General features: G+C 72.0%; 19 protein-coding genes and 1 other RNA gene. 7 read left to right on the top strand and 13 right to left on the bottom strand.

Going from position 1 to position 20,929, the window contains the following annotated elements; translation table 11 throughout:
* Positions 1 to 2: 2 nt before the first annotated feature.
* The 4 genes from AC3EU2_RS13255 to AC3EU2_RS13240 form a co-directional block, all read right to left on the bottom strand.
* The gene (locus AC3EU2_RS13255; protein ID WP_488176767.1) at positions 3 to 563 is read right to left on the bottom strand and encodes a YqgE/AlgH family protein; all 561 of its coding nucleotides are present in this window, start codon (positions 561 to 563) and stop codon (positions 3 to 5) included.
* Entirely contained in the window at positions 553 to 2,853 is a 2,301-nt protein-coding gene (locus AC3EU2_RS13250; RefSeq protein WP_488176766.1) for a DEAD/DEAH box helicase, read from the bottom strand. The genes AC3EU2_RS13255 and AC3EU2_RS13250 overlap by 11 nt, the downstream gene beginning before the upstream one ends.
* Before the next feature lie 118 nt (positions 2,854 to 2,971).
* Positions 2,972 to 3,340, bottom strand: coding sequence for a VanZ family protein (locus tag AC3EU2_RS13245; RefSeq protein ID WP_488176765.1), 369 nt, complete (start codon positions 3,338 to 3,340; stop codon positions 2,972 to 2,974).
* A 4-nt stretch (positions 3,341 to 3,344) separates the two neighbouring features.
* Complete coding sequence (locus AC3EU2_RS13240; protein ID WP_488176764.1) at positions 3,345 to 4,760, bottom strand: NAD-dependent malic enzyme; 1,416 nt, start codon at positions 4,758 to 4,760, stop codon at positions 3,345 to 3,347.
* A gap of 75 nt (positions 4,761 to 4,835) precedes the next feature.
* Here AC3EU2_RS13240 and AC3EU2_RS13235 point away from each other — a divergent pair, with 75 nt between their 5' ends.
* Together AC3EU2_RS13235 and AC3EU2_RS13230 are read left to right on the top strand one after the other, a co-directional pair.
* The gene (locus AC3EU2_RS13235) at positions 4,836 to 5,456 is read left to right on the top strand and encodes an SIMPL domain-containing protein (RefSeq protein ID WP_488176763.1); all 621 of its coding nucleotides are present in this window, start codon (positions 4,836 to 4,838) and stop codon (positions 5,454 to 5,456) included.
* Positions 5,453 to 6,085 (top strand): hypothetical protein, encoded by a 633-nt coding sequence (locus AC3EU2_RS13230; protein WP_488176762.1) that lies wholly within the window; start codon positions 5,453 to 5,455, stop codon positions 6,083 to 6,085. The genes AC3EU2_RS13235 and AC3EU2_RS13230 overlap by 4 nt, the downstream gene beginning before the upstream one ends.
* 30 nt (positions 6,086 to 6,115) lie before the next feature.
* Here the strand turns inward: AC3EU2_RS13230 and AC3EU2_RS13225 are convergent, their stop codons facing one another.
* Positions 6,116 to 6,802: a winged helix-turn-helix transcriptional regulator gene (locus AC3EU2_RS13225; protein WP_488176761.1), complete on the bottom strand. Its 687-nt coding sequence runs from the start codon at positions 6,800 to 6,802 to the stop codon at positions 6,116 to 6,118.
* Positions 6,803 to 6,930: 128 nt separating this feature from the next.
* Between AC3EU2_RS13225 and AC3EU2_RS13220 the strand changes: the two genes are divergently transcribed.
* A complete protein-coding gene (locus tag AC3EU2_RS13220) occupies positions 6,931 to 7,791 on the top strand; it encodes a class I SAM-dependent methyltransferase (protein WP_488176760.1) in 861 nt (286 codons plus the stop codon).
* On the opposite strand, the gene AC3EU2_RS13215 is transcribed toward AC3EU2_RS13220, so the two are convergent.
* The 3 genes from AC3EU2_RS13215 to AC3EU2_RS13205 form a co-directional block, all read right to left on the bottom strand.
* A complete protein-coding gene (locus AC3EU2_RS13215; protein WP_488176759.1) occupies positions 7,722 to 8,615 on the bottom strand; it encodes a phosphatase PAP2 family protein in 894 nt (297 codons plus the stop codon). The two genes, AC3EU2_RS13220 and AC3EU2_RS13215, sit on opposite strands and share 70 nt — an antisense overlap.
* An 88-nt stretch (positions 8,616 to 8,703) precedes the next feature.
* Positions 8,704 to 9,071, bottom strand: a transfer-messenger RNA (tmRNA) gene (gene ssrA, locus AC3EU2_RS13210).
* 156 nt (positions 9,072 to 9,227) lie between these two features.
* Positions 9,228 to 10,085, bottom strand: coding sequence for an SDR family oxidoreductase (locus tag AC3EU2_RS13205; RefSeq protein ID WP_488176758.1), 858 nt, complete (start codon positions 10,083 to 10,085; stop codon positions 9,228 to 9,230).
* A 108-nt stretch (positions 10,086 to 10,193) separates the two neighbouring features.
* On the opposite strand from AC3EU2_RS13205, the gene AC3EU2_RS13200 reads away from it, so the two are divergent.
* The gene (locus AC3EU2_RS13200; RefSeq protein WP_488176757.1) at positions 10,194 to 10,571 is read left to right on the top strand and encodes a winged helix-turn-helix transcriptional regulator; all 378 of its coding nucleotides are present in this window, start codon (positions 10,194 to 10,196) and stop codon (positions 10,569 to 10,571) included.
* A 17-nt stretch (positions 10,572 to 10,588) separates the two neighbouring features.
* Here the strand turns inward: AC3EU2_RS13200 and AC3EU2_RS13195 are convergent, their stop codons facing one another.
* On the bottom strand, positions 10,589 to 11,014 hold the full coding sequence (locus AC3EU2_RS13195) for a hemerythrin domain-containing protein (protein WP_488176756.1): 426 nt from the start codon (positions 11,012 to 11,014) through the stop codon (positions 10,589 to 10,591).
* Between the two features lie 33 nt (positions 11,015 to 11,047).
* Positions 11,048 to 11,479: a hypothetical protein gene (locus AC3EU2_RS13190; RefSeq protein ID WP_488176755.1), complete on the bottom strand. Its 432-nt coding sequence runs from the start codon at positions 11,477 to 11,479 to the stop codon at positions 11,048 to 11,050.
* Between the two features lie 153 nt (positions 11,480 to 11,632).
* Here AC3EU2_RS13190 and AC3EU2_RS13185 point away from each other — a divergent pair, with 153 nt between their 5' ends.
* Entirely contained in the window at positions 11,633 to 13,378 is a 1,746-nt protein-coding gene (locus AC3EU2_RS13185; protein ID WP_488176754.1) for a response regulator, read from the top strand.
* Between the two features lie 15 nt (positions 13,379 to 13,393).
* On the opposite strand, the gene AC3EU2_RS13180 is transcribed toward AC3EU2_RS13185, so the two are convergent.
* On the bottom strand, positions 13,394 to 14,272 hold the full coding sequence (locus tag AC3EU2_RS13180; RefSeq protein ID WP_488176753.1) for a phosphatidylinositol-specific phospholipase C/glycerophosphodiester phosphodiesterase family protein: 879 nt from the start codon (positions 14,270 to 14,272) through the stop codon (positions 13,394 to 13,396).
* Between the two features lie 137 nt (positions 14,273 to 14,409).
* Between AC3EU2_RS13180 and AC3EU2_RS13175 the strand changes: the two genes are divergently transcribed.
* Entirely contained in the window at positions 14,410 to 17,820 is a 3,411-nt protein-coding gene (locus tag AC3EU2_RS13175) for a pyruvate carboxylase (RefSeq protein ID WP_488176752.1), read from the top strand.
* A gap of 73 nt (positions 17,821 to 17,893) precedes the next feature.
* Complete coding sequence (locus tag AC3EU2_RS13170; RefSeq protein ID WP_035940177.1) at positions 17,894 to 18,067, top strand: CsbD family protein; 174 nt, start codon at positions 17,894 to 17,896, stop codon at positions 18,065 to 18,067.
* 190 nt (positions 18,068 to 18,257) lie between these two features.
* On the opposite strand, the gene AC3EU2_RS13165 is transcribed toward AC3EU2_RS13170, so the two are convergent.
* Positions 18,258 to 18,782: a type 1 glutamine amidotransferase domain-containing protein gene (locus tag AC3EU2_RS13165; RefSeq protein WP_488176751.1), complete on the bottom strand. Its 525-nt coding sequence runs from the start codon at positions 18,780 to 18,782 to the stop codon at positions 18,258 to 18,260.
* Between the two features lie 188 nt (positions 18,783 to 18,970).
* A complete protein-coding gene (locus AC3EU2_RS13160) occupies positions 18,971 to 20,929 on the bottom strand; it encodes a DUF2207 domain-containing protein (RefSeq protein ID WP_488176750.1) in 1,959 nt (652 codons plus the stop codon).

The raw sequence follows: 20,929 nt of genomic DNA, 5'->3' as shown, positions 1-20,929 counted from the left end.
GCTCAGTTGAGCTCCGGGTCGGAGGGGAAGAACGCGACGAACGCGAGCTCGCCGCCCTGGCGGCGCAGGACCTGCGCCCACAGGTGCTCGGGGTCGGCGGTGAGCAGGTCCCCCGGCACCGAGTCCACGACGAACCACGACCCACGACGCAGCTCGCCCTCGAGCTGCCCGGCGGACCACCCGGCATAGCCGGCGAAGATCCGCAGGCCACCGACCTCGGGCATGACGAGCAGAGGAGGCGTGTCGAGGTCGATGATCGCGACCGACCCGAAGAGCCGCTGGCTCCCGGGCTGCAGCCCCACCTCGCCGGCCACGGTGACGAGCCCGAGGGCGGAGTCGACCTGGACCGGTCCGCCCTGGAAGAGGGTCTGCGGCGAGGCGATGTGCTCGCCCCACCCGGGCAGGACCGCGTCGACCTCGGCCCCGAGGGGCTTGTTGAGGACGACCCCCTGCGCGCCGTCGTCGTCGTGCTGGAGCATGAGGATGACGCTGCGGTGGAACACCCCGTCGTCGAGGTGGGGCGTCGAGACGAGGAGCCGTCCCGTGGTGCGGTCAGCGGTCACGGTTCCATTCTGCACGCCGACCGGAGCCACGTCGCTCCCCACCGCGGGCCCCACCCTGGCCACCCGGGTGGCTGCGCGAGGCGCCCTGGAAACGACGGGGCGGGCCACCGGGACGGCGGCCGCGCTGCTGCGTCTTGGCCTCCATGAGCGGCTGCCAGTGCTCGTCGGGGATCGGGACGCCGGACGGCTGACGGCCGCCCGCCGCCTCGACGTTGTGGTCGCCGGGGACGACCCGGACGGGCACGGTGTCGAGCCCGGCCTGCTCGGCGAGCCGGGCCATGGTGCGCTTCTGGTGGGGCAGGGCGAACGTCACGACGACACCCTTCTCCCCCGCCCGCGCGGTGCGGCCGGCGCGGTGCAGGTAGTCCTTGTGGTCCGCGGGCGGGTCCGCCTGGAGGACGAGGCCGATGTCGTCGACGTGGATGCCGCGGGCGGCGACGTCGGTGGCGACGAGCACGGGAAGCGACCCGTCACGGAAGGCGCCGAGCGCCCGGTTGCGTAGGTTCTGCGACAGCCCGCCGTGGATGGCCGCCGCGAGGACGCCCTTCTCGCGGAGCTCGCGGGCGATGCGGTCGGCGCCCAGCTGCGTGCGCACGAAGACCACGGTGCGCCCGTCGCGGGCGGCGAGCTCGGCCGTGAGCTGCTTCTTGTTGTTCGGGTCGATGAGCATGATGTGGTGGCTCATCGTCGTCACACTGGCGGTGACGTCCTCGGTCGAGTGCGTCACCGGGTCGGTGAGGTAGCGGTCGACGAGCGTGTCGACGCCCTTGTCGAGGGTCGCCGAGAAGAGCAGGCGCTGCCCACCGGACGGCACCTTGTCGAGGATGGCCGTGACCTCGGGCAGGAAGCCCATGTCGGCCATGTGGTCGGCCTCGTCGAGGATGGTCACCTGCACGTCGTCCATCTCCACGGCGCCGCGCTCGATGAGGTCGGCGAGGCGACCCGGCGTGGCGACGAGGATGTCGATGCCCTTGGCGAGCGCCCGGACCTGCGGGTCGTAGGACAGCCCACCGGCGACGAGCTTGTGGCGCAGGCCGGTGACGTGGACGAGCGGCTCGAGGGCGTCGCTCACCTGCATGGCCAGCTCACGCGTCGGGACCATGATGAGGCAGCGCGGACGCTTGCTCGCCGGCCTCGTGCCGTCGGCGAGGCGGGTGATCGTCGGCAGGCCGAAGGCGAGGGTCTTGCCGGAGCCGGTCTGGCCGCGGCCGAGGACGTCCCGGCCGGCGAGCGCGTCGGGAATCGTCGCGGTCTGGATCGGGAAGGGTGCCGAGATGCCGTCGCGGGCGAGCCGCTCGACGAGGCGTGCGTCGACACCGAGCGCGGCGAAGCCGTTGTCCTCGGTGACGTCCGTGGGACCGGTTGCCTTCTTGGACTCGTACTTCACCCAGGTGTCGGCCTGGGCGCGCTCGGCCTCGGCCTCCTCGAAGGTGCGGGGCTGCTCGGGCAGGTCGTGGCGACGCTCGTCGACGTGGCGGCCCTCGTGGCGGTCACGACGCACGGGGTCGGCGACGCGGCGGGCCGGGGTGTCGCCCTCGCGGCGGAACGGCGGGCGGCCGTCGCGGCGCTCGCCGTACGTGGGGCGGCTCCCGCGGTCGTCGCGCCGGGGACCGGCGTAGCCGGGACGGTCGTTGCGCTCGCTGCGCTGCGGGCCGCCGTAGGCCGGACGATCACCGCGGTTGCCGCGGTCGTCGCGGCGCGGAGCGGAGGACGTGCGGTCGTCACGGCCCTGGTAGCCGCTGGTGCGGGACTCGGGGCGGCTGTCGCGGCCCTGGTAGCCGCCGCGGCTCTCGGCGCGGTCGTCACGCCGCTGGCCGTATGCCGGTCGCTCGCCACGGTCGTCGCGGCGCGGGCCCGAGGACGGACGCTGGGCGCGGTCGTCTCGGCGCTGGCCGTATGCCGGTCGCTCGCCGCGGTCGTCGCGGCGCGGGCCCGAGGACGGGCGCTGGGCGCGGTCGTCACGACCCTGGTAGCCGCGGCCCTCGCCACGCTCGTCGCGGCGCGGGCCCGAGGACGGGCGCTGGGCGCGGTCGTCACGACCCTGGTAGCCGCGGCTCTCGCCACGGTCGCTCCGCTCGCTGCGGTCGTCGCGACGCTCGGGACGGCTGGCGCGCGCCGCGCGCTCCTCGCTGTCCCACCGGGGGCTGCGCTCGGAGCGGGGGGCCTTGGTCCGGGAGGGACCGTCGGGCTGGCCACGGTGGTGCTTCTTGGGGCCCTTGGACTGGGCGGCGGCCTTCTGCGACGAGGTCCAGCGCGGCTTCTTGGAGCCGGGCGAGGTGTTCTTGGGCATGGTTGATCACTCGATTCGAGTCAATGGTGGGGGCGTTGACGGCCCTCCACGACGACTTCTGTGTCAACGAGATCAAGCGGGCAGTACGCGGGCGCCGGGCGTGGCGCAAGGATCGATGTTACCAGCGATCGACGTCCGGACCTGCCAGCCGACGGTTCGCGAGGGTGGCCGCGAGGGCCCCCAGGGCGACCCCGGCGACGTCCGCCACGGCGTCCCACGGGTCCCCCGAGCGGCTCACGAGCAGCCGGCCCTGGACGACCTCGCTGACCGGTGCGTGCAGCGCCATGACCGTCACCACCGGCAGCACGGGCAGCCGCGCGAGCACGGCGAAGAACACCGGCAGGGCGAACACGGCGACGTGGACGAGCTTGTCGACGTGCGCGAACAGCGGTGTCCCGACACCCGACGGGGCGTAGACGACGACGAGCTGGACGAGCAGCGCGACGAGCGCCGGGGCCAGGGCCCACCGGCGCGGCCCGGGGCTCACGCCCTCACGTGGTCGCGGTGGAGGTCTTGCCCGTGGCGGCCGCCGCGACGGCGGCCGCGACGACCTCGGCGACACCAGGGTGGAAGACGCTGGGGATGATGTACGTCGCGTTGCGCTCGTCGTCCTTGACGACCGCCGCGAGGGCGTCGGCCGCGGCAAGGAGCACCTCGGGGGTGAGCACCTTGGAGCCGGAGTCGAGCAGCCCGCGGAAGACACCGGGGAAGACGAGGACGTTGTTGATCTGGTTCGCGAAGTCGGAGCGACCCGTCGCGACGACCCGGGCGTACTTGGCCGCGTCGACCGGGTCGACCTCCGGCGTCGGGTTCGCCATGGCGAAGACGACGGCGTCGTCGGCCATCGTCGCGATGTCCTCTCCGGTGAGGATGTCCGGCGCCGACACGCCGAGGAAGACGTCGGCCCCGGCGAGCGCCTCGACGAGGGTGCCGGTGAACCCGTCCGCGTTGGTGTGCTCGGCGATCCACGTGTGGTTGGGGTGCTCCCCCGACGTGACGTCGTCACGACCGAGGTGGATGACGCCGTGCATGTCGGCGACGACGACGTTGCGTGCACCGGCGTACAGGAGCAGCTTGAGGATCGCGGTCCCCGCGGCACCCGCGCCGCTCATGACGAGCCGCACGTCCTCGAGGCGCTTGCCGACGACGGCGAGCGCGTTGCGCATCGCCGCGAGCGCGACGATCGCCGTGCCGTGCTGGTCGTCGTGGAAGACCGGGATGTCGAGCTCGGCGCGCAGCCGCTCCTCGATCTCGAAGCAGCGCGGGGCCGAGATGTCCTCGAGGTTGATGCCGGCGAAGACCGGCGAGATGGCCTTGACCGTGGCGATGATCTCCTCGGTGTCGGTGGTGTCGAGGCAGATCGGGAAGGCGTCGATGTCGGCGAAGCGCTTGAACAGCGCCGCCTTGCCCTCCATCACCGGCATGGCGGCGAGCGGGCCGATGTTGCCCAGTCCGAGGACCGCGGTCCCGTCGGTGACCACGGCGACGGTGTTGCGCTTGATCGTCAGCCGCCGGGCGTCCTCCGGGTTCTCGTAGATCGCCATGCAGACGCGGGCCACACCCGGGGTGTAGATGAGCGAGAGGTCGTCACGGTTGCGGATGGGCACCTTGGACTCGATCCGCAGCTTGCCGCCGAGGTGCATGAGGAAGGTACGGTCCGAGACCCGTCCGATCTCGACACCCTCGACCCCGCGCATCTGCGCGACGATCTCGTCGGCGTGCTCCGGGTCGCGCGTCATCAGGGTCACGTCGACGCGCACGCGCTCGTGCCCCGAGGCGGTGACGTCGAGACCGGTGACCACCCCGCCGGCCTGCTCGACGACGCCGGTGAGCTCGCTCACGGCGGTGGCACGCGCCGGGACGACGAGCCGGACGGTGACGGAGTTCGCGGCAGAGGGGAGGGCCATGGACACGATTCAACCCGCTACTCGCGAGTTCGCCGCAATCGACCCGCCCGATCGCCGCGCCCTACAGTGGCCCCCATGAGCGACCACGTCGAAGTCACCGGTCTCGGCGCGCACCACGTGGTCCCCGACCTCGTCGTCGTGCGCGCCCGCGTCCAGTGCGACGCCGGTGACGTGGCCGGCGCCCTCGAGCAGGCGTCCGCCCGGACGACCGCGGCGCTCCAGGCCGCCACCGACCACGGCGTCGAGGCGCGCGACCGCCGCACCGACGACGTCGGGATCCACCCGCGCCACGACCAGCACGGGCAGAGCGTCGTTGGCTACACGGCATACCAGGCCCTCCACCTCACGGTCCGCGACCCGACCCGCGTGGGTGCCCTGCTCCAGGCCCTGGCCGGCGCGGCCGGGGACGCGCTGGCCGTCGACGGCATCGAGATGGCCGCGGAGCACAGCCCCGCCGCCGCCGAGGCCGCACGCGAGGCGGCCTTCGCCGATGCGAGGGCGCGGGCCTCGCAGTACGCCGCGCTCGCCGGCGTCACGCTCGGCAGGGTCGTCACGATCCGCGAGGGCGGCGCCGAGGACCACCGGCCGCGCCCGATGATGGCCCGCGCGGCGGACGCGTTCGCCGGGTCGATGCCCGTCGAGGGCGGCACCCACGCGGTCTCGACCTCCGTCACGGTGCGCTGGGAGCTGTCGTGAGCTGGCTCGACGCCCTCGGGTGGTTCGGGTCGGCGCTGCTCGTCTTCTCCCTGCTCCAGGCCCGCATCCTGCGCCTTCGCCTCCTCAACACCATCGCCTGCGGCATCCTCACCGTCTTCAACGCGCTCATCGAGGTGTGGCCGATGGTGGCGATGAACGTCGTCCTCGCCGCCATCAACCTCTGGTTCATCGCGAAGATGCTGCGGGACAGGAACGACGCCGACGCCTTCCGCGTCATCGAGGTCGAGGAGGACGACGCCTACTTCCAGCACTTCCTCGACGTCGAGCGCGCCGAGATCGCCAGGTTCAACCCCGGGTTCACCGGTGTGACCGAGTCCTCCTCGCGATTCGCCTACCTCGTGGTCCACGGGCACGAGACCGTCGGTGTGGTCGTGGTGCGCGACGCCGGCGACGGCGTCGGACAGGTGGAGCTCGACTACGTCACCGCGCGCTACCGCGACTTCACGCCCGGCGAGTTCGTGTGGCGCCACAGCGGCTTGTTCACCGGCCACGGGTGGCGCACGATCCGCACCCCCGACGCCATGGTGGGCGCCTACTACGAACGGATCGGCTTCCGCCGCGACGGCGAGGCCTGGGCGCTCGACATCGCCGGCGTCGCCCGCCCCTGAACCGTCCCCTGCCCCGCCCGGTCGGAGCGGTCAGGCCTTCGCCCCGAGGTGGCGGCGCACCGCCGGAGCGAACGGGCTCCAGGCGAACCAGTGCGGCAGCGCCCGCCTGAGGTGTGCGGGTCCGGTCAGCGCGAGGCTGCCCTCCGAGAGCGCGTGCCCGTAGGTGACGATCCCGGAGAACACCCGCATGAGCGCCACCGGGTCGGTGGTGACGACGAGGTCGTTCTCGAAACCCGGGGGGTCGGTGCACACGGACGTGTCCCGCCGCTCGATGACCATCCAGATCCGCGTGGGATCGGCGCCGGTGTAGTCGAACTCGACGACCGTGCGGTGCTCGGGCAGCTCGTCGGCGACGAGGCGCCGCGACATCCACCACGTGAGGGTGACGGGGTCGACCTCGCGCGGCTCCGGCTCGCTGAACATCCACCGCACGGCCCACTCCCCTGCCGCCATGATGACCCCCTCGAGGTCACGCCCCGCCGGCGTCAGCTGGTACTCGTGGCCCGCGGGCAGGGCGACCCGCTCGACGACGCCCTTGCGCTCGAGGTGGTCGAGCCGCTGCTTGAGCAGCGACCGGGAGATCCCCGGCAGGCCACGGTCGATCTCGTTGAACCGGCGGCCGCCGAGCACCAGCTCGCGGATGATCAACGGCGTCCAGCGCTCCGCGAACACCGAGCTGGCCAGCGCGACGGGGCAGTACTGGGAGTACTCCTTCACCTCTCGAGTGTGGGGCCGCGCCGGGTCCAAGTCCAGAAACTGTCCCGTCGGGGTCCAGTTCCCGCTCTGGCCGGCCTCGTGGCACGGGCGCCACGCTCGACCCACACACCCCGCACCCAGGAGGAACCATGAGCACCACCTTCGACCCCGTCGCCTTCAAGAGCACGACGCGCACCCAGTGGGAGGCCGCCGCCGAGGCGTGGCACCGGTGGGGTCCCGCCGTCGAGGCCTGGCTCGGGGAGGCGACCGAGCGGATGCTCGACGACGTCCACCTCACCGCCGGGTCGCGGGTCCTCGACGTCGCCGCAGGAGCCGGCGGCCAGACGCTCGCCGCCGCCCGCCGGGTGGGCCCCACGGGCCACGTGCTGGCCACCGACATCTCCCCCGCCATCCTCGAGTTCGCCGCGGCCGAGGCAGCGCGAGCCGGATTGCGCAACGTCGCCACCCTGGAGGCGGACGGCGAGGACCTCTCGGCGGTCGCGGACCAGAGCGTCGACGCCGCGATCTCCAGGGTCGGTCTCATCTACTTCCCGGACCAGCGCCGGGCGCTCGAGGAGATCCGCCGCACGCTCCGGCCCGGTGGGCGGCTCTCCGCCGTCGTCTACTCGACGCCCGACCGCAACGGCTTCTTCTCGATCCCGGTCGGGATCATCCGCCGCGTGGCCGGCCTGCCGGCGCCCGGTCCCGGCCTCCCGGGGCCGTTCAGCCTCGGCGCCCCGGGGGTCGCCGCGGCCGCCTTCGCCGCCGCGGGCCTCGTGGACGTGGGCGTGACCACCGTGCCGTCACCGGTGCGCATGGCGAGCGCCGCCGAGTGCGTCCGCTTCGAGCAGGAGTCCTTCGGGGCCCTGCACCAGATGCTGTCCGGGGTCGACGAGACCACCCGCGCCGGGGCCTGGCAGGAGATCGAGGAGTCCTTGGGTCAGTTCGACGGACCCGACGGCTTCGTCGGTCCGTGCGAGATGCTCGTCGTGTCGGCGACCCGCCCCTGACCGTCTCGACGCCGGTGACGGTCGATGGTGACCTTGATGCGGTGGCCGGTGACGACGATGGCCAGCCACGCGAGGCCCACGGCCCACCCGGCGACGACGTCGGTGAGCCAGTGGTGGCCGAGGAAGACCCGGGACAGGCCCATGGCGGCGACGAAGAAGCCGAGCACGACGATGACCAGCGCTCGCAGTCGCTTGCGGTTGATCCAGAGGCAGAGCAGGTATGCCGTCAGCCCAAGGATGACGGTCGCGTTCAGCGTGTGCCCCGAGGGGAAGCTCGGTGAGCTCTCGAAGGGCGGCACGGCGAGCGACTCCGGGGGGCGCAGCCGCGCAGTGAGCTGCTTGCCCGACACGGTCATGCCCAGCGACCCCAGGCTGGCGATCGCCATGAGGACGACCGGCGTCCAGCGACGCCAAGCGAGCGCGAGGCCCACGGCGACGACGACGGTGATGATCGGCATCACGACCGGACCCCCGAGGTCGGTGAAGTCGGTCGCGAGCTCGGAGCGGAACGGGGTGCGGGCGGCCACGGCCGCGTCAAGTGCCGGCTGGTCGATCGCCGCGATGCCGTCGCGGTCGACGACGTCCTCGTAGACCTCGGCCGTGACGGCGGTGAAGGCCCAGACGAGGGCGAGGCCGACTCCCGCGGTGAGGATCAGCGCGACGTTGGATGTCGACCAGCGGAGAACCCGGGCCAGGAGCTCGGCGACACGGGCGACGAGGCGCACGAGGAGGCGTCCGGTCGCGGAGCGCCAGTCCGCCAGGTCGCGCGCCCCGACGCGCTCCTCGTCGTGGGGTGCGGCGGGCTGCTGGTCGGCGAACGGCATACGAGATCGTCACACACCCGGACACACCAACACCCGGCACGGTCAGCGAGGCTGACCGACCGGGTGTCGTGCGGTGGGATGACCACGGTGGTGGAGGTGGCGGGAATCGAACCCGCGTCCACTGACGGGAAACCAAGACTTCTCCGGGTGCAGTGCGCTGTGGATTTTCTCGGCCCCAGGGCTCGCGCGCACACGTTCCCTGACAGGCCCAGTCGGATTGGAGTCCCACGCCACCCCCCGACGAGGGTGACGCAGCAAGTTCTCTAGCTGACGCCAGACACTGAGTCGAGAACTACCTCAGGCTGACGGACTTCGGAGCTCGCTCAGGCGGCGAGGGCGAAGTCGGTGCGCTTGGAGTTGGCACCTATTGGTTTGCACGGATCGTTAACGAGATAACCGTGCATCCTCGACCCGCTTCCCTTGATCCGCCGATCAATGTCGAAACCGATCACCCCCGTGAGGGGGCTCATCCCACGCTGTTCAGTTGTCTGCGCCGGTTGCAACACCGGACGTGGCTCCAGTATGCCGGGTCGGTCCGGCTCCCGCACCCATGTCCTGTCGAACGGGTGCTCGGGCACGCGTCCGACAGGACACTGGTGGGGGCGGACCGGGTCAGACCGCGGCCGCGATGGCCCGGGCGAGCGGGGTCGTCGGGCGGCCGAGGAGCCGCGAAAGGTCACCGGTCTCGACGAGCAGCCCGCCGTGCTTGAGGCCGTCGTCGCTGGACGCGAGGGCCTGCGCGTAGCCCTCGGGCAGCCCGGCGCCGAGGAGGGCGGCCGCGTAGTCCTCCACGGTGAGGTCGCGGTAGGCGACCGGGGTCCCCGACTGCTCGGACAGCTCGGCCGCGTACTCGGCGAGGGTGAAGGCCTCGTCACCCCCGAGCTCGTAGACCTGCCCGGCGTGGCCGTCCTCCGTGACGGCGACCGCGGCCGCCTCGGCGAAGTCGGCGCGCGTCGCTGCGCTCACCCGACCCTCCCCGGCGGCGCCGAGCACCGCGCCGTGCTCGAGCTGCACGGGGAGCTGCGCGGTGTAGTTCTCGACGTACCAGGAGTTGCGCAGCAGCACGGTGGGCAGACCCGAGGCGGCGAGCGCCTCCTCGGTAGCCCGGTGCTCCGCAGCGAGACCGAGCGACGAGGTGTCGGCGCGCACGATGCTCGTGTAGGCGACGAGCTCGACACCGGCGCGAACGGCGGCGTCGACGACGTTCCGGTGCTGCTCGACCCGGCGGCCGACCTCGCTGCCGGAGATGAAGAGGAGCCGGTCGACACCGACGAGGGCGGCGTCGAGGGAGGCCGGGTCGTCGAAGGAGCCGGTGCGGACGATGACGCCACGCGCGGCGAGATCGCTCGCGCGACCCGCGTCGCGGACGAGGGCGACGACGTCGCCGGCAGCGACACCGCGGTGGAGGAGGGCGTCGATGGCGAGGCGGCCGAGCTGGCCGGTGGCACCGGTCACGAGGATCGTGGTCATGGAGTGCACCTTTCGAGGAGGGCCGGCGAGGTGCCGACACCCGGACAACGAGCTCCCACCCGGCATACTTCCCAGAAGTGAGTACCCACTTTGAAGTAAGGTACGGACATGATGGTGAGCACCCCCCTGCGCGAGTACTTCCCGGACGGCGTCTTCGCGGCCGGCTGCCCCAGCCGCACCGTCCTCGACCACGTCATGAGCAAGTGGGGACTGCTCGTCCTCCTCGCGCTCGCCGACGGTGACCCGGTGCGCTGGAGCCAGCTGCGCCGTCGCGCCGCGGGCGTGAGCGAGAAGATGCTCGCCCAGACGCTGCGCACGCTCGTCGCCGACGGGTTCGTCCACCGTGAGGCGCGACCGGTCGTCCCGCCGCACGTCGAGTACTCCCTCACCCCGCGAGGCCTCGAGGTCGCCGCGCTGCTGCAGCCGCTCATGGTGTGGATGGTGCAGAACGCCCCCGAGATCCTCGAGGACGCCGCAGCGGGCTGAGGGTTCACGTCGGGGCCTCACCCGACGGCGTGCACCCGTTCCCACGCCTCGCCGCCGAGGGCGATGGCCGCTGCCGGGAACAGGCCGTTCTCCTCGCGGTCGATGTGCCGGCGCAGGGCGACCTCGAACTCCGCCATGACGTCGTGGCGGCCCCCGGCGATCGCGGACAGCTGCGCGTCGAGGCCATGGTGCTCGCCGCAGAGCTGGTCCACCTCGTCGGTGAACTCCTCGTCCTGCCGCAGCTCGGCGAAGAGGGAGCGCTCCTCGCTGGCCGTGTGCGGGTCGAGCATGGCGGCGAGGGCCGCGGCGCTCGACGCGATGTCGGCCTCGACGCCCGAGGCGACGCTGCGCCTCAGGTCACCGAGACCGTTGACGATGTCCTCGTGCTCGGCGGTGAAGCGGCCGATGATCTCGATCGCCTGGCACCCGCAGTAGCTGCACACACCTCGATGGTGCCACTCGCGTCCGGAACAGCGTCAGGAGGCCTCGCTACCCACGCGTGGTCGAGCCAGCACGAGGAGAGCCAGCAGGAGTGCGTCGACGACGAAGAAGACGAATGACTCACGCTCGTCGTAGACGAAGAGCTTGACGAGCCCGAAGGTGACGCTGCCGAGAACGGCCAGCATGAGCAGGCGTCGGCGACGGTCCGAGTCCAGGCGGGGCCACAGCGCCCCCACGAGCAGCAGGGCACAGACGGCGACCTTGAGGACGATGACGCCGGTGTCGACCACGGGGTGGACCCACAACGCCTCCTCGGGCATGACGAGCGTGAAGACCACGACGCCGGTGAGCCCCGCGAGTGCGTGCAGAACGGCGAACACCCGAGCCGCGGCCAGCCCGAGCCGTGATGATCGGGCCCGCCCCGCCACGGGGGCCATGTCGGTGGGTTGGGTCAGGGAGGTGGACATGGTTGCTCGCTCTCGCCTCGTGCGCCCGACGGTCAGGTCGCCGTGCGTCGAGGCTACGAAGGTGCCCACCCTCGGCGCATCGCCTCACGGGCGGAAGCCGCCCTCCGCCCCAGGGCTGACGACAGGACGCGGTCGCGGCCCTACATTCGTCTCGTGGAGTGGAACGCCCGAGTGATGCCGCCGCGGCAGGACATCGCGATGGCCTTCGGGATGCTCGGGCTGAGCCTCGCGCAGGTGCTCGTCGACCCGATCGCGGATCGCCCGGTGGCGGTCTTCTACGCCGTCCTCTTCGTCGTCCCTGTCGCCTGGTGGCGCGTCGCTCCGGTGCCTGCGACGTTCGTGTCCGCCTCGGCCATGCTCATCCCCACACCCACGGGCTTTCTCTACCTGGGCTACGTCGTCATCGTTCTGCTCGTCTACGGGCTCGGATCCCGCGTGCCGACACCGGTCCACTACGCCGCCCTCGCCTGGACCCTCGCCACCGGGACCCTTTCGACCCTGCGCGGACCCGAGGAGCCGGTGGCTGTCCTCACCACGTGGCTCCTCGTCGTCGGCGCCTACGCCGTGGCTCGCGTGATCCTGCAGCACCGTACCCAGAACCGCCGACTCGAGGCCCTCACCGAGCAGCTGCTCGTGGAGCAGTCGATCACCCGTGATGTGGCCGCCGCCGACGAACGGACGCGGATCGCGCAGGAGCTCCATGACGTCGTCGGGCACGAGGTCACCCTCATCAGCCTCCAGTCCGAAGCCGCTGCCGCCGCCCTGGCTCGTGACCCGGCCCTCGCCGTCGGCCCGCTCGAGGCCGTCCGCGCGACCGCGCACCGGGCCAGCCTCGAGCTGCGAGGGATCATCGGCCTGCTCGGCGAGTCGACCGTGGACCACCCCGGCCCTGAGGGCATCGAGCAGGTCGCTGCCCGCACGGGCTGCGGGCATCGCGAACACCCTGACCCAGGAGGGCACCCCGTGGCCCGACGCGGCGAGGATCTGGCTGGCCATCCAGCGCATCGTCACCGAGTCGCTGACCAACGCGGGCAAGCACTCCGCCGGAGGCAGGGCCACGGTCGTCGTCAGCTGGAGCCCTACCTCCGTGGAGGTCTCGGCCGTCAACGCCGCGCCCGGTCCGAGCGGCCCACCGGGGCAGGGCATCCACGGGATGGCGGAGCGCTGCCGGCTCCTGGGTGGGACCTTCCGGGCCGGTCCCGTCGACGGCGGGCGGTTCGAGGTCCGCGCCACACTTCCCCGCCGGGAGCGACGGTGACCCGGGTCGTCATCGCGGACGACCAGGACATGGTCCGGTCCGGCCTCCGGCTGATCCTCGAGCTCGCCGGTGTCGAGGTGGTCGCGGAGGCAGCGGACGGTGAGGAGGCCGTCGCGGCCGTCCTGGAGCACCTCCCCGATGTCGTGCTCATGGACCTGCGCATGCCCCGCGTGGATGGGGTCGAGGCCACGCGCCGACTGACGGACGCCGGAACCAGCAGCCGCGTGCTGGTCCTCACGACGTTCGACCTCGACAGGCACGTCCATGACGCCCTGTCCGCCGGGGCCTCGGGGTTCGTCCTCAAGGACGCGACGGCAGCGGAGCTGGTCTCTGCCGTCGAGCGCACCGCGGACGGCGAGGCGGTCTTCGCCCCGGGGGTCCTCGACCGGATCGTCCACCACTATCTCGGCGGCAGTCGCCCTGCTGAGGTGTCGGAGGACGCCACACGCCTGCTCAGCTCTCGGGAGCGCGAGGTCCTCGCGCTCGTCGGCGCTGGGCTCGACAACGGCGAGATCGCTGCCCGGCTCCAGCTCTCCCCCGCGACCGTCAAGTCCCACGTCCGGCACATCCTCGCCAAGCTGGACCTGCGCGACCGCATCCAGGCCGTCCTCTGGGCACACACCCACGGCCTCGCCGGGTGACCGTGGGCAGGACGGTCAGGCGGCCGGGGCCAGGGACTGCTCGGCCAGGTCCTCGGCGAGCAGGAACCGCTGAAGCCCGGCGAGGTCGTCGGTGTTGAGGACGTCGACGTCGGCGGCGACGAGCTCGCGCCACAGGGCCTCGCGGTTCGCGAGGGCTGCGTCGGGCGTCGCCCAGAAGCGGACGTCGTAGCCCGCGGCGTGGGCCTGCGCGACGATGCCCTCCAGCCTGGTGCGCTCGGCGGCCGGCATCGGGCCGACCCCCTGCCAGGTGAAGTACCTGGTCCAGTTGTCGCTCACCAGCGGCATCAGCGACGCCGGGATGCCCTTGCCGAGGTCGGGCAGGCGCCCGTCGTAGAACGAGAAGCGGCTGGTCGCGGCCTGCATGGCCGCGAGGTCGCGGTTGCCCGAGATGACGGCGGTCACGGCGCGCTCGTGGACGCGGCCCTGGCGGTAGGCCGTGAAGAGCTGGGGGTAGTCGGCGAGCTCGGTGTCGATGACCGGCCACGCGGCCGACCCGGCGCTCTTGACGTCGATGAGCAGCCTGAACGACTCGTCCCACCGCGGGTACAGCGAGCCACCGTTCTCGCGGAAGCGCTGGACGAGCGGCTCCAGGTAGGTCTCGCGCAAAGTGCGGTCGAGGTCGGGCCCGTCGTGGCCGAGGTAGAGCTCACCGTCGACGAGCCACACGTCGGCCTCGGCGGAGGTGAACCCGTGGTCGAGGGCGTCGAGCAGGGGCCGGTCGTGCTCGTAGTCGTTGTGGGCGTGGGCCCGCTCGAGCGGCTGCACCGTCGACTGGTGCGGTGGGGCCGCGACGGCGCCGGGCACGGCGACGAGACCGGTGCACGGCAGCGAGGTGACGAGGACGAGGACGCGGGCGGACGGCATACGAATCATGAGGTCACCGTGCCCGCGCAGCGTGAATGGCGGGCGTCGGGAGCACGAACGGGTCCGGACTCTGGTCCGTCCGGTTCGGTGTTTGACGGGTCACTAGGATCGCGGCGACCGTTAGCACTCCTGCCTGGAGGTATGCCGTGTTCCGCAAGGTCCTCGTCGCCAACCGTGGCGAGATCGCCGTCCGGGCGTTCCGCGCCGCCACCGAGCTGGGCGCCAAGACCGTCGCCGTCTTCCCCCACGAGGACCGCAACTCCGAGCACCGGCTCAAGGCCGACGAGTCGTACCAGATCGGCGAGGAGGGCCACCCGGTCCGCGCCTATCTCGACCACGCAAACATCGTCCGCGTCGCCGTCGAGTGCGGCGCCGACGCGATCTACCCGGGCTACGGCTTCCTGTCCGAGAACCCGCTGCTGGCCGAGGAGTGCGCGGCCCACGGCATCACGTTCATCGGGCCTCCCCCGCGGGTGCTGCACCTCACCGGCAACAAGTCCAAGGCGATCGCCGCGGCCCGCGAGGCGGGACTGCCGACGCTGCGGGGGTCCGAGGCCGGCACCGACCTCGACGCTCTCGAAGCCGCCGCGGGCGAGATCGGCTTCCCTGCCTTTGTCAAGGCGGTCTCCGGTGGTGGCGGTCGGGGCATGCGCCGCGTCAACGACCCCTCGACCCTGCGCGACGCCCTCGAGGCGGCGCAGCGCGAGGCCGACGCCGCCTTCGGCGACCCGACGCTCTACATCGAGGAGGCCGTCATCGACCCGCGGCACATCGAGGTGCAGATCCTCAGCGACGGGACCGACGACGGCACGGGCGACGCGACCGGCGGGGTCCTGCACCTCTACGAGCGTGACTGCTCGGTGCAGCGACGCCACCAGAAGGTCGTCGAGATCGCGCCGGCACCGAACCTCGACCCCGCGCTGCGCGACCGGATGTGCGACGACGCGGTCCGCTTCGCGCGCGAGATCGGCTACGTCAACGCCGGAACCGTGGAGTTCCTGCTCGGCAAGGACGGCCGCTACGTCTTCATCGAGATGAACCCGCGCATCCAGGTCGAGCACACCGTGACCGAGGAGGTCACCGACGTCGACCTCGTCGTCTCGCAGATGCGCATCGCGTCGGGCGACACCTTCGCGGACCTCGAGCTGCGCCAGGAGGACATCGTCCTGCGTGGCGCCGCTCTGCAGTGCCGCATCACCACCGAGGACCCCGCCAACGGGTTCCGTCCCGACGCCGGGACCATCACCGTCTACCGCTCGGCCGGTGGCGGTGGGGTGCGGCTCGACGGTGGCACCGTCTTCGTCGGGGCGCGGGTCTCGCCGCACTTCGACTCCATGCTGGTCAAGCTCACCTGTCGCGGCCGCAGCTTCCCGATGGCCGTGCGTCGGGCACGACGGGCGTTGGCGGAGTTCAGGATTCGCGGGGTCTCCACCAACATGCGCTTCCTCGAGGGCGTCCTCGCCGACCCGGTGTTCCAGGCCGGTGAAGCGACGACCTCGTTCATCGACGAGCGACCCGAGCTGCTCACCGCGCGCACACCGGCGGACCGCGGCACCAAGCTCCTCACCTACCTCGCTGACGTCACCGTCAACCAGCCGCACGGACCGGCGCGCACCCACGTCCGACCGCGGGCCAAGCTTCCCGCACTCGACCCCGACACGGCGGTGCCGCCCGGCTCGCGCGACCTGCTCCAGCGGGTCGGTCCGGCCGAGTTCGCGCGCCTGCTGCGCGAGCGCACGTCCGTGGCGGTGACCGACACGACGTTCCGCGACGCCCACCAGTCGCTCCTCGCCACCCGGATGCGCACCCGCGACCTGCTCCACGTCGCCGGCCACGTCTCGCACCTCACGCCCGAGCTGCTGTCGATGGAGGCGTGGGGCGGGGCGACCTACGACGTGGCCCTGCGCTTCCTCAGCGAGGACCCGTGGGAGCGCCTGTCGCTGCTGCGCGCCGCCATGCCCAACATCCCGCTCCAGATGCTGCTGCGGGGGCGCAACACCGTGGGCTACACGCCCTACCCGACCCGGGTCACCGACGCGTTCGTCCGCGAGGCCGCTCGTACCGGACTCGACATCTTCCGGATCTTCGACTCGCTCAACGACGTCGGCCAGATGCGCCCCGCCGTCGAGGCCGTGCTCGCAACCGACACGGCGGTCGCCGAGGTGGCGCTCTGCTACACCGGCAACCTCAGCGACCCCGGCGAGACGCTCTACACGCTCGACTACTACCTCCGGCTCGCCGAGCAGATCGTCGGCACGGGCGCGCACGTCCTCGCCATCAAGGACATGGCCGGCCTGCTGCGCGCCCCGGCGGCCCGCACCCTCGTCACCGCCCTGCGCGAACGGTTCGACCTTCCGGTGCACCTCCACACGCACGACACCGCCGGCGGCCAGGTCGGCACCCTGCTCGCGGCCATCGACGCCGGCGTCGACGCGGTGGACGCCGCCTGCGCGTCGATGGCGGGCACGACGAGCCAGCCCTCGCTGTCGGCCCTCGTCGCCGCGACCGACGGGACCGAGCGCGCCACGGGCCTCGACATCGACCACGTGTTCGCCCTCGAGCCCTACTGGGGGGCGGTCCGACAGCTGTACGCCCCCTTCGAGAGCGGCCTGCCCTCCCCCACCGGCCGGGTCTACTTCCACGAGATCCCCGGTGGCCAGCTGTCGAACCTGCGCCAGCAGGCGATCGCCCTCGGCCTCGGGGACCGGTTCGAGGACATCGAGGACATGTACGCCGCGGCCAACCGCATCCTCGGCAACATCGTCAAGGTCACACCCAGCAGCAAGGTCGTCGGCGACCTCGCCCTCGCGCTCGTCGGCGCCGGGGCCGACCCTGCCGAGTTCGAGGAGAACCCGACGAGGTTCGACATCCCCGCGTCGGTCATCGGCTTCCTCGAGGGCGAGCTGGGCGACCCCCCGGGGGGCTGGCCGGAGCCGTTCCGCACCAAGGCTCTCCAGGGACGCCACGGGAAGCCGCGGGACACCGAGCTCACCCCGGAGCAGGAGAGCGCCCTCGATGCCCATCCGCGGGCGACCCTCAACGAGCTGCTCTTCCCGGGCCCGACGAAGGACTACCGCACGTCCACGGAGCGCTACGGCGACCTGTCCGTGCTCGGCACCGTCGAGTTCCTCCACGGACTGGACCACGGCCGCGAGTACGAGGTCGAGATCGAGGCCGGCAAGCGGCTCCTCCTCGGGGTCTCCTCGATCGGCGACGCCGACGCCAAGGGCATGCGCACCGTGATGTGCACGCTCAACGGGCAGTTCCGCCCGATCACCGTCCGGGACACCTCGATCCAGGTCGACGTCAAGGCCGCGGAGAAGGCCGAGCCGGGCAACCCGACGCACGTCCCGGCCCCCTTCGCGGGGGTCGTCACGCCGGCCGTCGCCGAGGGTGACACGGTCGCGGCGGGCGACGTCGTCGCCACCATCGAGGCGATGAAGATGGAGGCCAACATCACCGCCCCGAGCGCCGGGACGGTGGAGAGGCTCGCCATCGGCGCTCACCAACAGGTCGAGGGCGGAGACCTTCTGCTCGTCCTCAACGGGTTAACCTGACAAGGCATCCGTGCGTCAAGACGTGGCGCCTCGAGGGTGCAGATCCCTTTCCGCACGACCAAGGAGCTTCACCATGGGTATCGGAGACAAGATCGACAACATGACTGACGACGCCGCGGGCAAGGCCAAGGAGGCCACCGGCAAGGCGACCGACGACGAGGGCCTCGAGGCCGAGGGTCGCGCGGACCAGTCCAAGGCAGACCTCAAGCAGGCCGGCGAGAAGGTCAAGGACGCCTTCAAGAACTGAGCCGCCCCCGCTGAGCCCGAAGGCCGGTCACCCCCACGGGGTGACCGGCCTTCGTCGTGGGTATGCCGTTGCGCGCGTTCGCGACGAGTCGGGCGGATGGCCGTGCGCGCGTTCGGGACGAAGTCCCGACTGAGCGTGCAGGGCCATCCGCGCGACGAGCGCGCCCGCCGTGCGGTGAGCGGTGAGCGCTTCAGGCGAGCGCGTCGAGAAGCGCCTTGGTGAACGCGGGCAGGTCGTCGGGGTTGCGGCTGGTGATGAGGTTGCCGTCGAGGACGACCTCCTCGTCCTTCCACGTGGCGCCGGCGTTGCGCAGGTCGGTCTGCAGGCTGGGCCACGACGCGAGGGTGCGGCCCTCGAGGACGCCGGCCTCGACGAGGACCCACGGCGCGTGGCAGATCGCGGCGACCGGCTTGCCCGACTCGACGAACGACCTGACGAAGGCCACGGCGTCGGTGTCCATCCGCAGGGCGTCCGGGTTGGCGACACCGCCCGGCAGGACGAGCGCGTCGTAGTCGTCGACCGACGCGTCCTTGACGAGCCCGTCCACGGGGCGCGTCTCGGCCTTGTCGAGGTGGTCGAAGGTCTGCACCGTGCCGGGCTCGGTGCTCAGCAGCGTGGCCGAGTGGCCGGCGCCGGTGACGGCGTCCCAGGGGTCGGTGAGCTCGACCCGCTCGATGCCTTCGGGTGCGGTGAGGAATGCGATGGTCTTGGTCATGTCCCCCACGTCATCACGGATGGCACGGCAGCACCACCTCCCTTCGGAGGGAGCGAGCGACGAAGCGGGGGCGCAGGGTGGGCAAGTCGTGAGTGTACCGGTGCGCGCGTTCGGGACGAAGTCCCGACTGAGCGCGCAACGGCACACGCACGACCCCCGAAACGAACCTCAGGACGGGGAGAGCGCGGTCACCAGGACCCGCCGCCCCCTCCGCCGCCGCCACCCCCGGAGAACCCGCCGCCTCCGGAGAACCCGCCACCCCCGAGCCCGGACCCGCCCGACGACCCGGGCGTCGACACGAACGTGCCCGCCGCTTGGGTCGAGAAGGAGTCCATGCTCGAGGCGACGTGGCCGAAGTTCCAGCCCGTCATCGGGCCGGCGTACCAGGTGGGTGCCGCGATGACGTGGCCCGCGGCCGCAGCCGCACTGGCCACCTCCTCGAACACCGAGGCCCAGCGGTCGGCGAGGCCGAAGACGATGGCGTAGGGCAGGAACCTGCTGAAGACGTCCTGCGCCTCCTCCCACCGGATCTGGTTGGCCTCCGCCGTGGCGATGTATCGCTCGAAACCCTGGGCCTGCGCGAGGACCGCGCTGCCCTCGGCGGTGCGCGAGGCCATGCGACGGCCGAGGACCTGGACGATGAGGCCGGCGACGACGAGGCCGCCACCGAAGACCCACCCCATGCCGACGAGCGAGCCGCCACCGAGATCGCCGAGGACCGGCGTGAGGAAGAAGAGGGCGAGGCCGCCGAGGACGAGGAGCAGGATCCCGAGTCCGGACCACGCGGAGCGCTGCGCGTCGGGCGAGCGCCGGAACCAGTGGCGCTGCACGGCCTCGGTGTACATCATCCCCTGGACCTGCTTGAGCGTCTCCGCGAACGTGTTCTTCAGCGAGGACAGGCGGTTCGCGTCGCCGGAGGCGAAGATCCCGTCGAGCAGCCGCTGCTCGTAGGGTGACAGCGCCGCGGCGCCGGCGGGCGGGGTGGTGCGCTGCAGGAGCCAGTCGTCGCTGCGGAACCGGCCGCGCTCCTCGTTGGTGAGGGTGAGGTGACCGCGGACCGCGAGGTCGATGAGGGTCGCCGTGACGTCGACGACGTCGGCCTTCTCGTCCATGATCGTGCCGACCATGCCGGGCTGGACCCCGGCCGGTGGCGTGAACTGCACGGCGACGGTCGGGGCGCTGCCCCGCACGACGGGCACGCTCTCCCCCGCGCCGGGCGTGAGTCCCGGTGTGAGGCCCGCATAGACCTCGTCGCGGCCCCGGGTCCAGACGAGGACCCCCATGAGGCCACCGGCGAGGAGCGGGATGAGGATGCCGCCACCGGCGAGCGCCGCCCCGACGTACCGCTGCTGCGTGTCGGTGAGCGAGGGGCCCGGGTCGTAGCCGCCGCCGTAGCTCCCGTCGGACCCGGACTCGCGCAGGTCGGGGGCGAGGTCGCCGAAGGCGGTCCGCGGCCAGGACACGACGATGGTCGCGCCCTGACCGGGGTTGATGTCGGGGATGGTGAACGTCGACGTCGCGCCCGGGGTCCCGGTGCAGGCCGTGTCCTCCTGGAGCGCGCCGTAGTAGCACGCGACCCGGGTCGCGGGCACGGGGCCGGTGACCTCGGCCGTCACGTCACGGTAGACGTACTCGTTCGAGGGGTCGATGTGGTTGTAGTACAGCTCGGCGGTGCCGTCGCCGATGTCGTTGACGACGTTGCCGAGGGTGTAGCTGATGACGTACTCCTGGACACCCGAGACGGTCTCGTCGGCGTTGCCGATGCGGACCTGCTCGTAGGCGCCGAAGTCGGAGATGTCGACGTCGGTGGGGGCGCCCGTCGGCGAGGACACCTCCACGTCGGACAGCTCGTAGTGGCGGTACTGCGTCGTCGAGTCCTGGTAGCCGGCGCGGACCTGGATGGTCCGGAAGATCCCGTGGCGCTCCTCCCCCTCGGGGAAGTCCCAGCGGATGCGCTGGGTGACGTCCATCGACCCGTCGGGCTGGACGGCATACGACACGGCGAAGCCGACCGCGTCGTCGTCCATCGGGACGAACCCGACCAGCGAGGCGGGGGCGGAGGGCGCCGCGAACGCCGCGCCGACCGGATAGACGACAGCGGCCAGTGCCAGGAGGCACGCCGACCAGACCCGCAGGCGACGCTGCAC

The sequence above is a fragment of the Knoellia sp. B-D-2 genome, assembly GCF_057714695.1.
This window is presented reverse-complemented; position numbering and strand designations above follow the sequence as displayed.

Excerpts from the sequence above, each read along its gene's own strand:
- AC3EU2_RS13190 (WP_488176755.1), bottom strand. The coding sequence starts at position 11,479 with ATGTCCACCTCCCTGACCCAACCCACCGACATGGCCCCCGTGGCGGGG.
- AC3EU2_RS13180 (WP_488176753.1), bottom strand. The coding sequence starts at position 14,272 with ATGATTCGTATGCCGTCCGCCCGCGTCCTCGTCCTCGTCACCTCGCTG.
- AC3EU2_RS13250 (WP_488176766.1), bottom strand. The coding sequence starts at position 2,853 with ATGCCCAAGAACACCTCGCCCGGCTCCAAGAAGCCGCGCTGGACCTCG.
- AC3EU2_RS13200 (WP_488176757.1), top strand. The coding sequence starts at position 10,194 with ATGATGGTGAGCACCCCCCTGCGCGAGTACTTCCCGGACGGCGTCTTC.
- AC3EU2_RS13215 (WP_488176759.1), bottom strand. The coding sequence starts at position 8,615 with ATGCCGTTCGCCGACCAGCAGCCCGCCGCACCCCACGACGAGGAGCGC.
- AC3EU2_RS13170 (WP_035940177.1), top strand. The coding sequence starts at position 17,894 with ATGGGTATCGGAGACAAGATCGACAACATGACTGACGACGCCGCGGGC.
- AC3EU2_RS13205 (WP_488176758.1), bottom strand. The coding sequence starts at position 10,085 with ATGACCACGATCCTCGTGACCGGTGCCACCGGCCAGCTCGGCCGCCTC.
- AC3EU2_RS13220 (WP_488176760.1), top strand. The coding sequence starts at position 6,931 with ATGAGCACCACCTTCGACCCCGTCGCCTTCAAGAGCACGACGCGCACC.
- AC3EU2_RS13240 (WP_488176764.1), bottom strand. The coding sequence starts at position 4,760 with ATGGCCCTCCCCTCTGCCGCGAACTCCGTCACCGTCCGGCTCGTCGTC.
- AC3EU2_RS13165 (WP_488176751.1), bottom strand. The coding sequence starts at position 18,782 with ATGACCAAGACCATCGCATTCCTCACCGCACCCGAAGGCATCGAGCGG.
- AC3EU2_RS13235 (WP_488176763.1), top strand. The coding sequence starts at position 4,836 with ATGAGCGACCACGTCGAAGTCACCGGTCTCGGCGCGCACCACGTGGTC.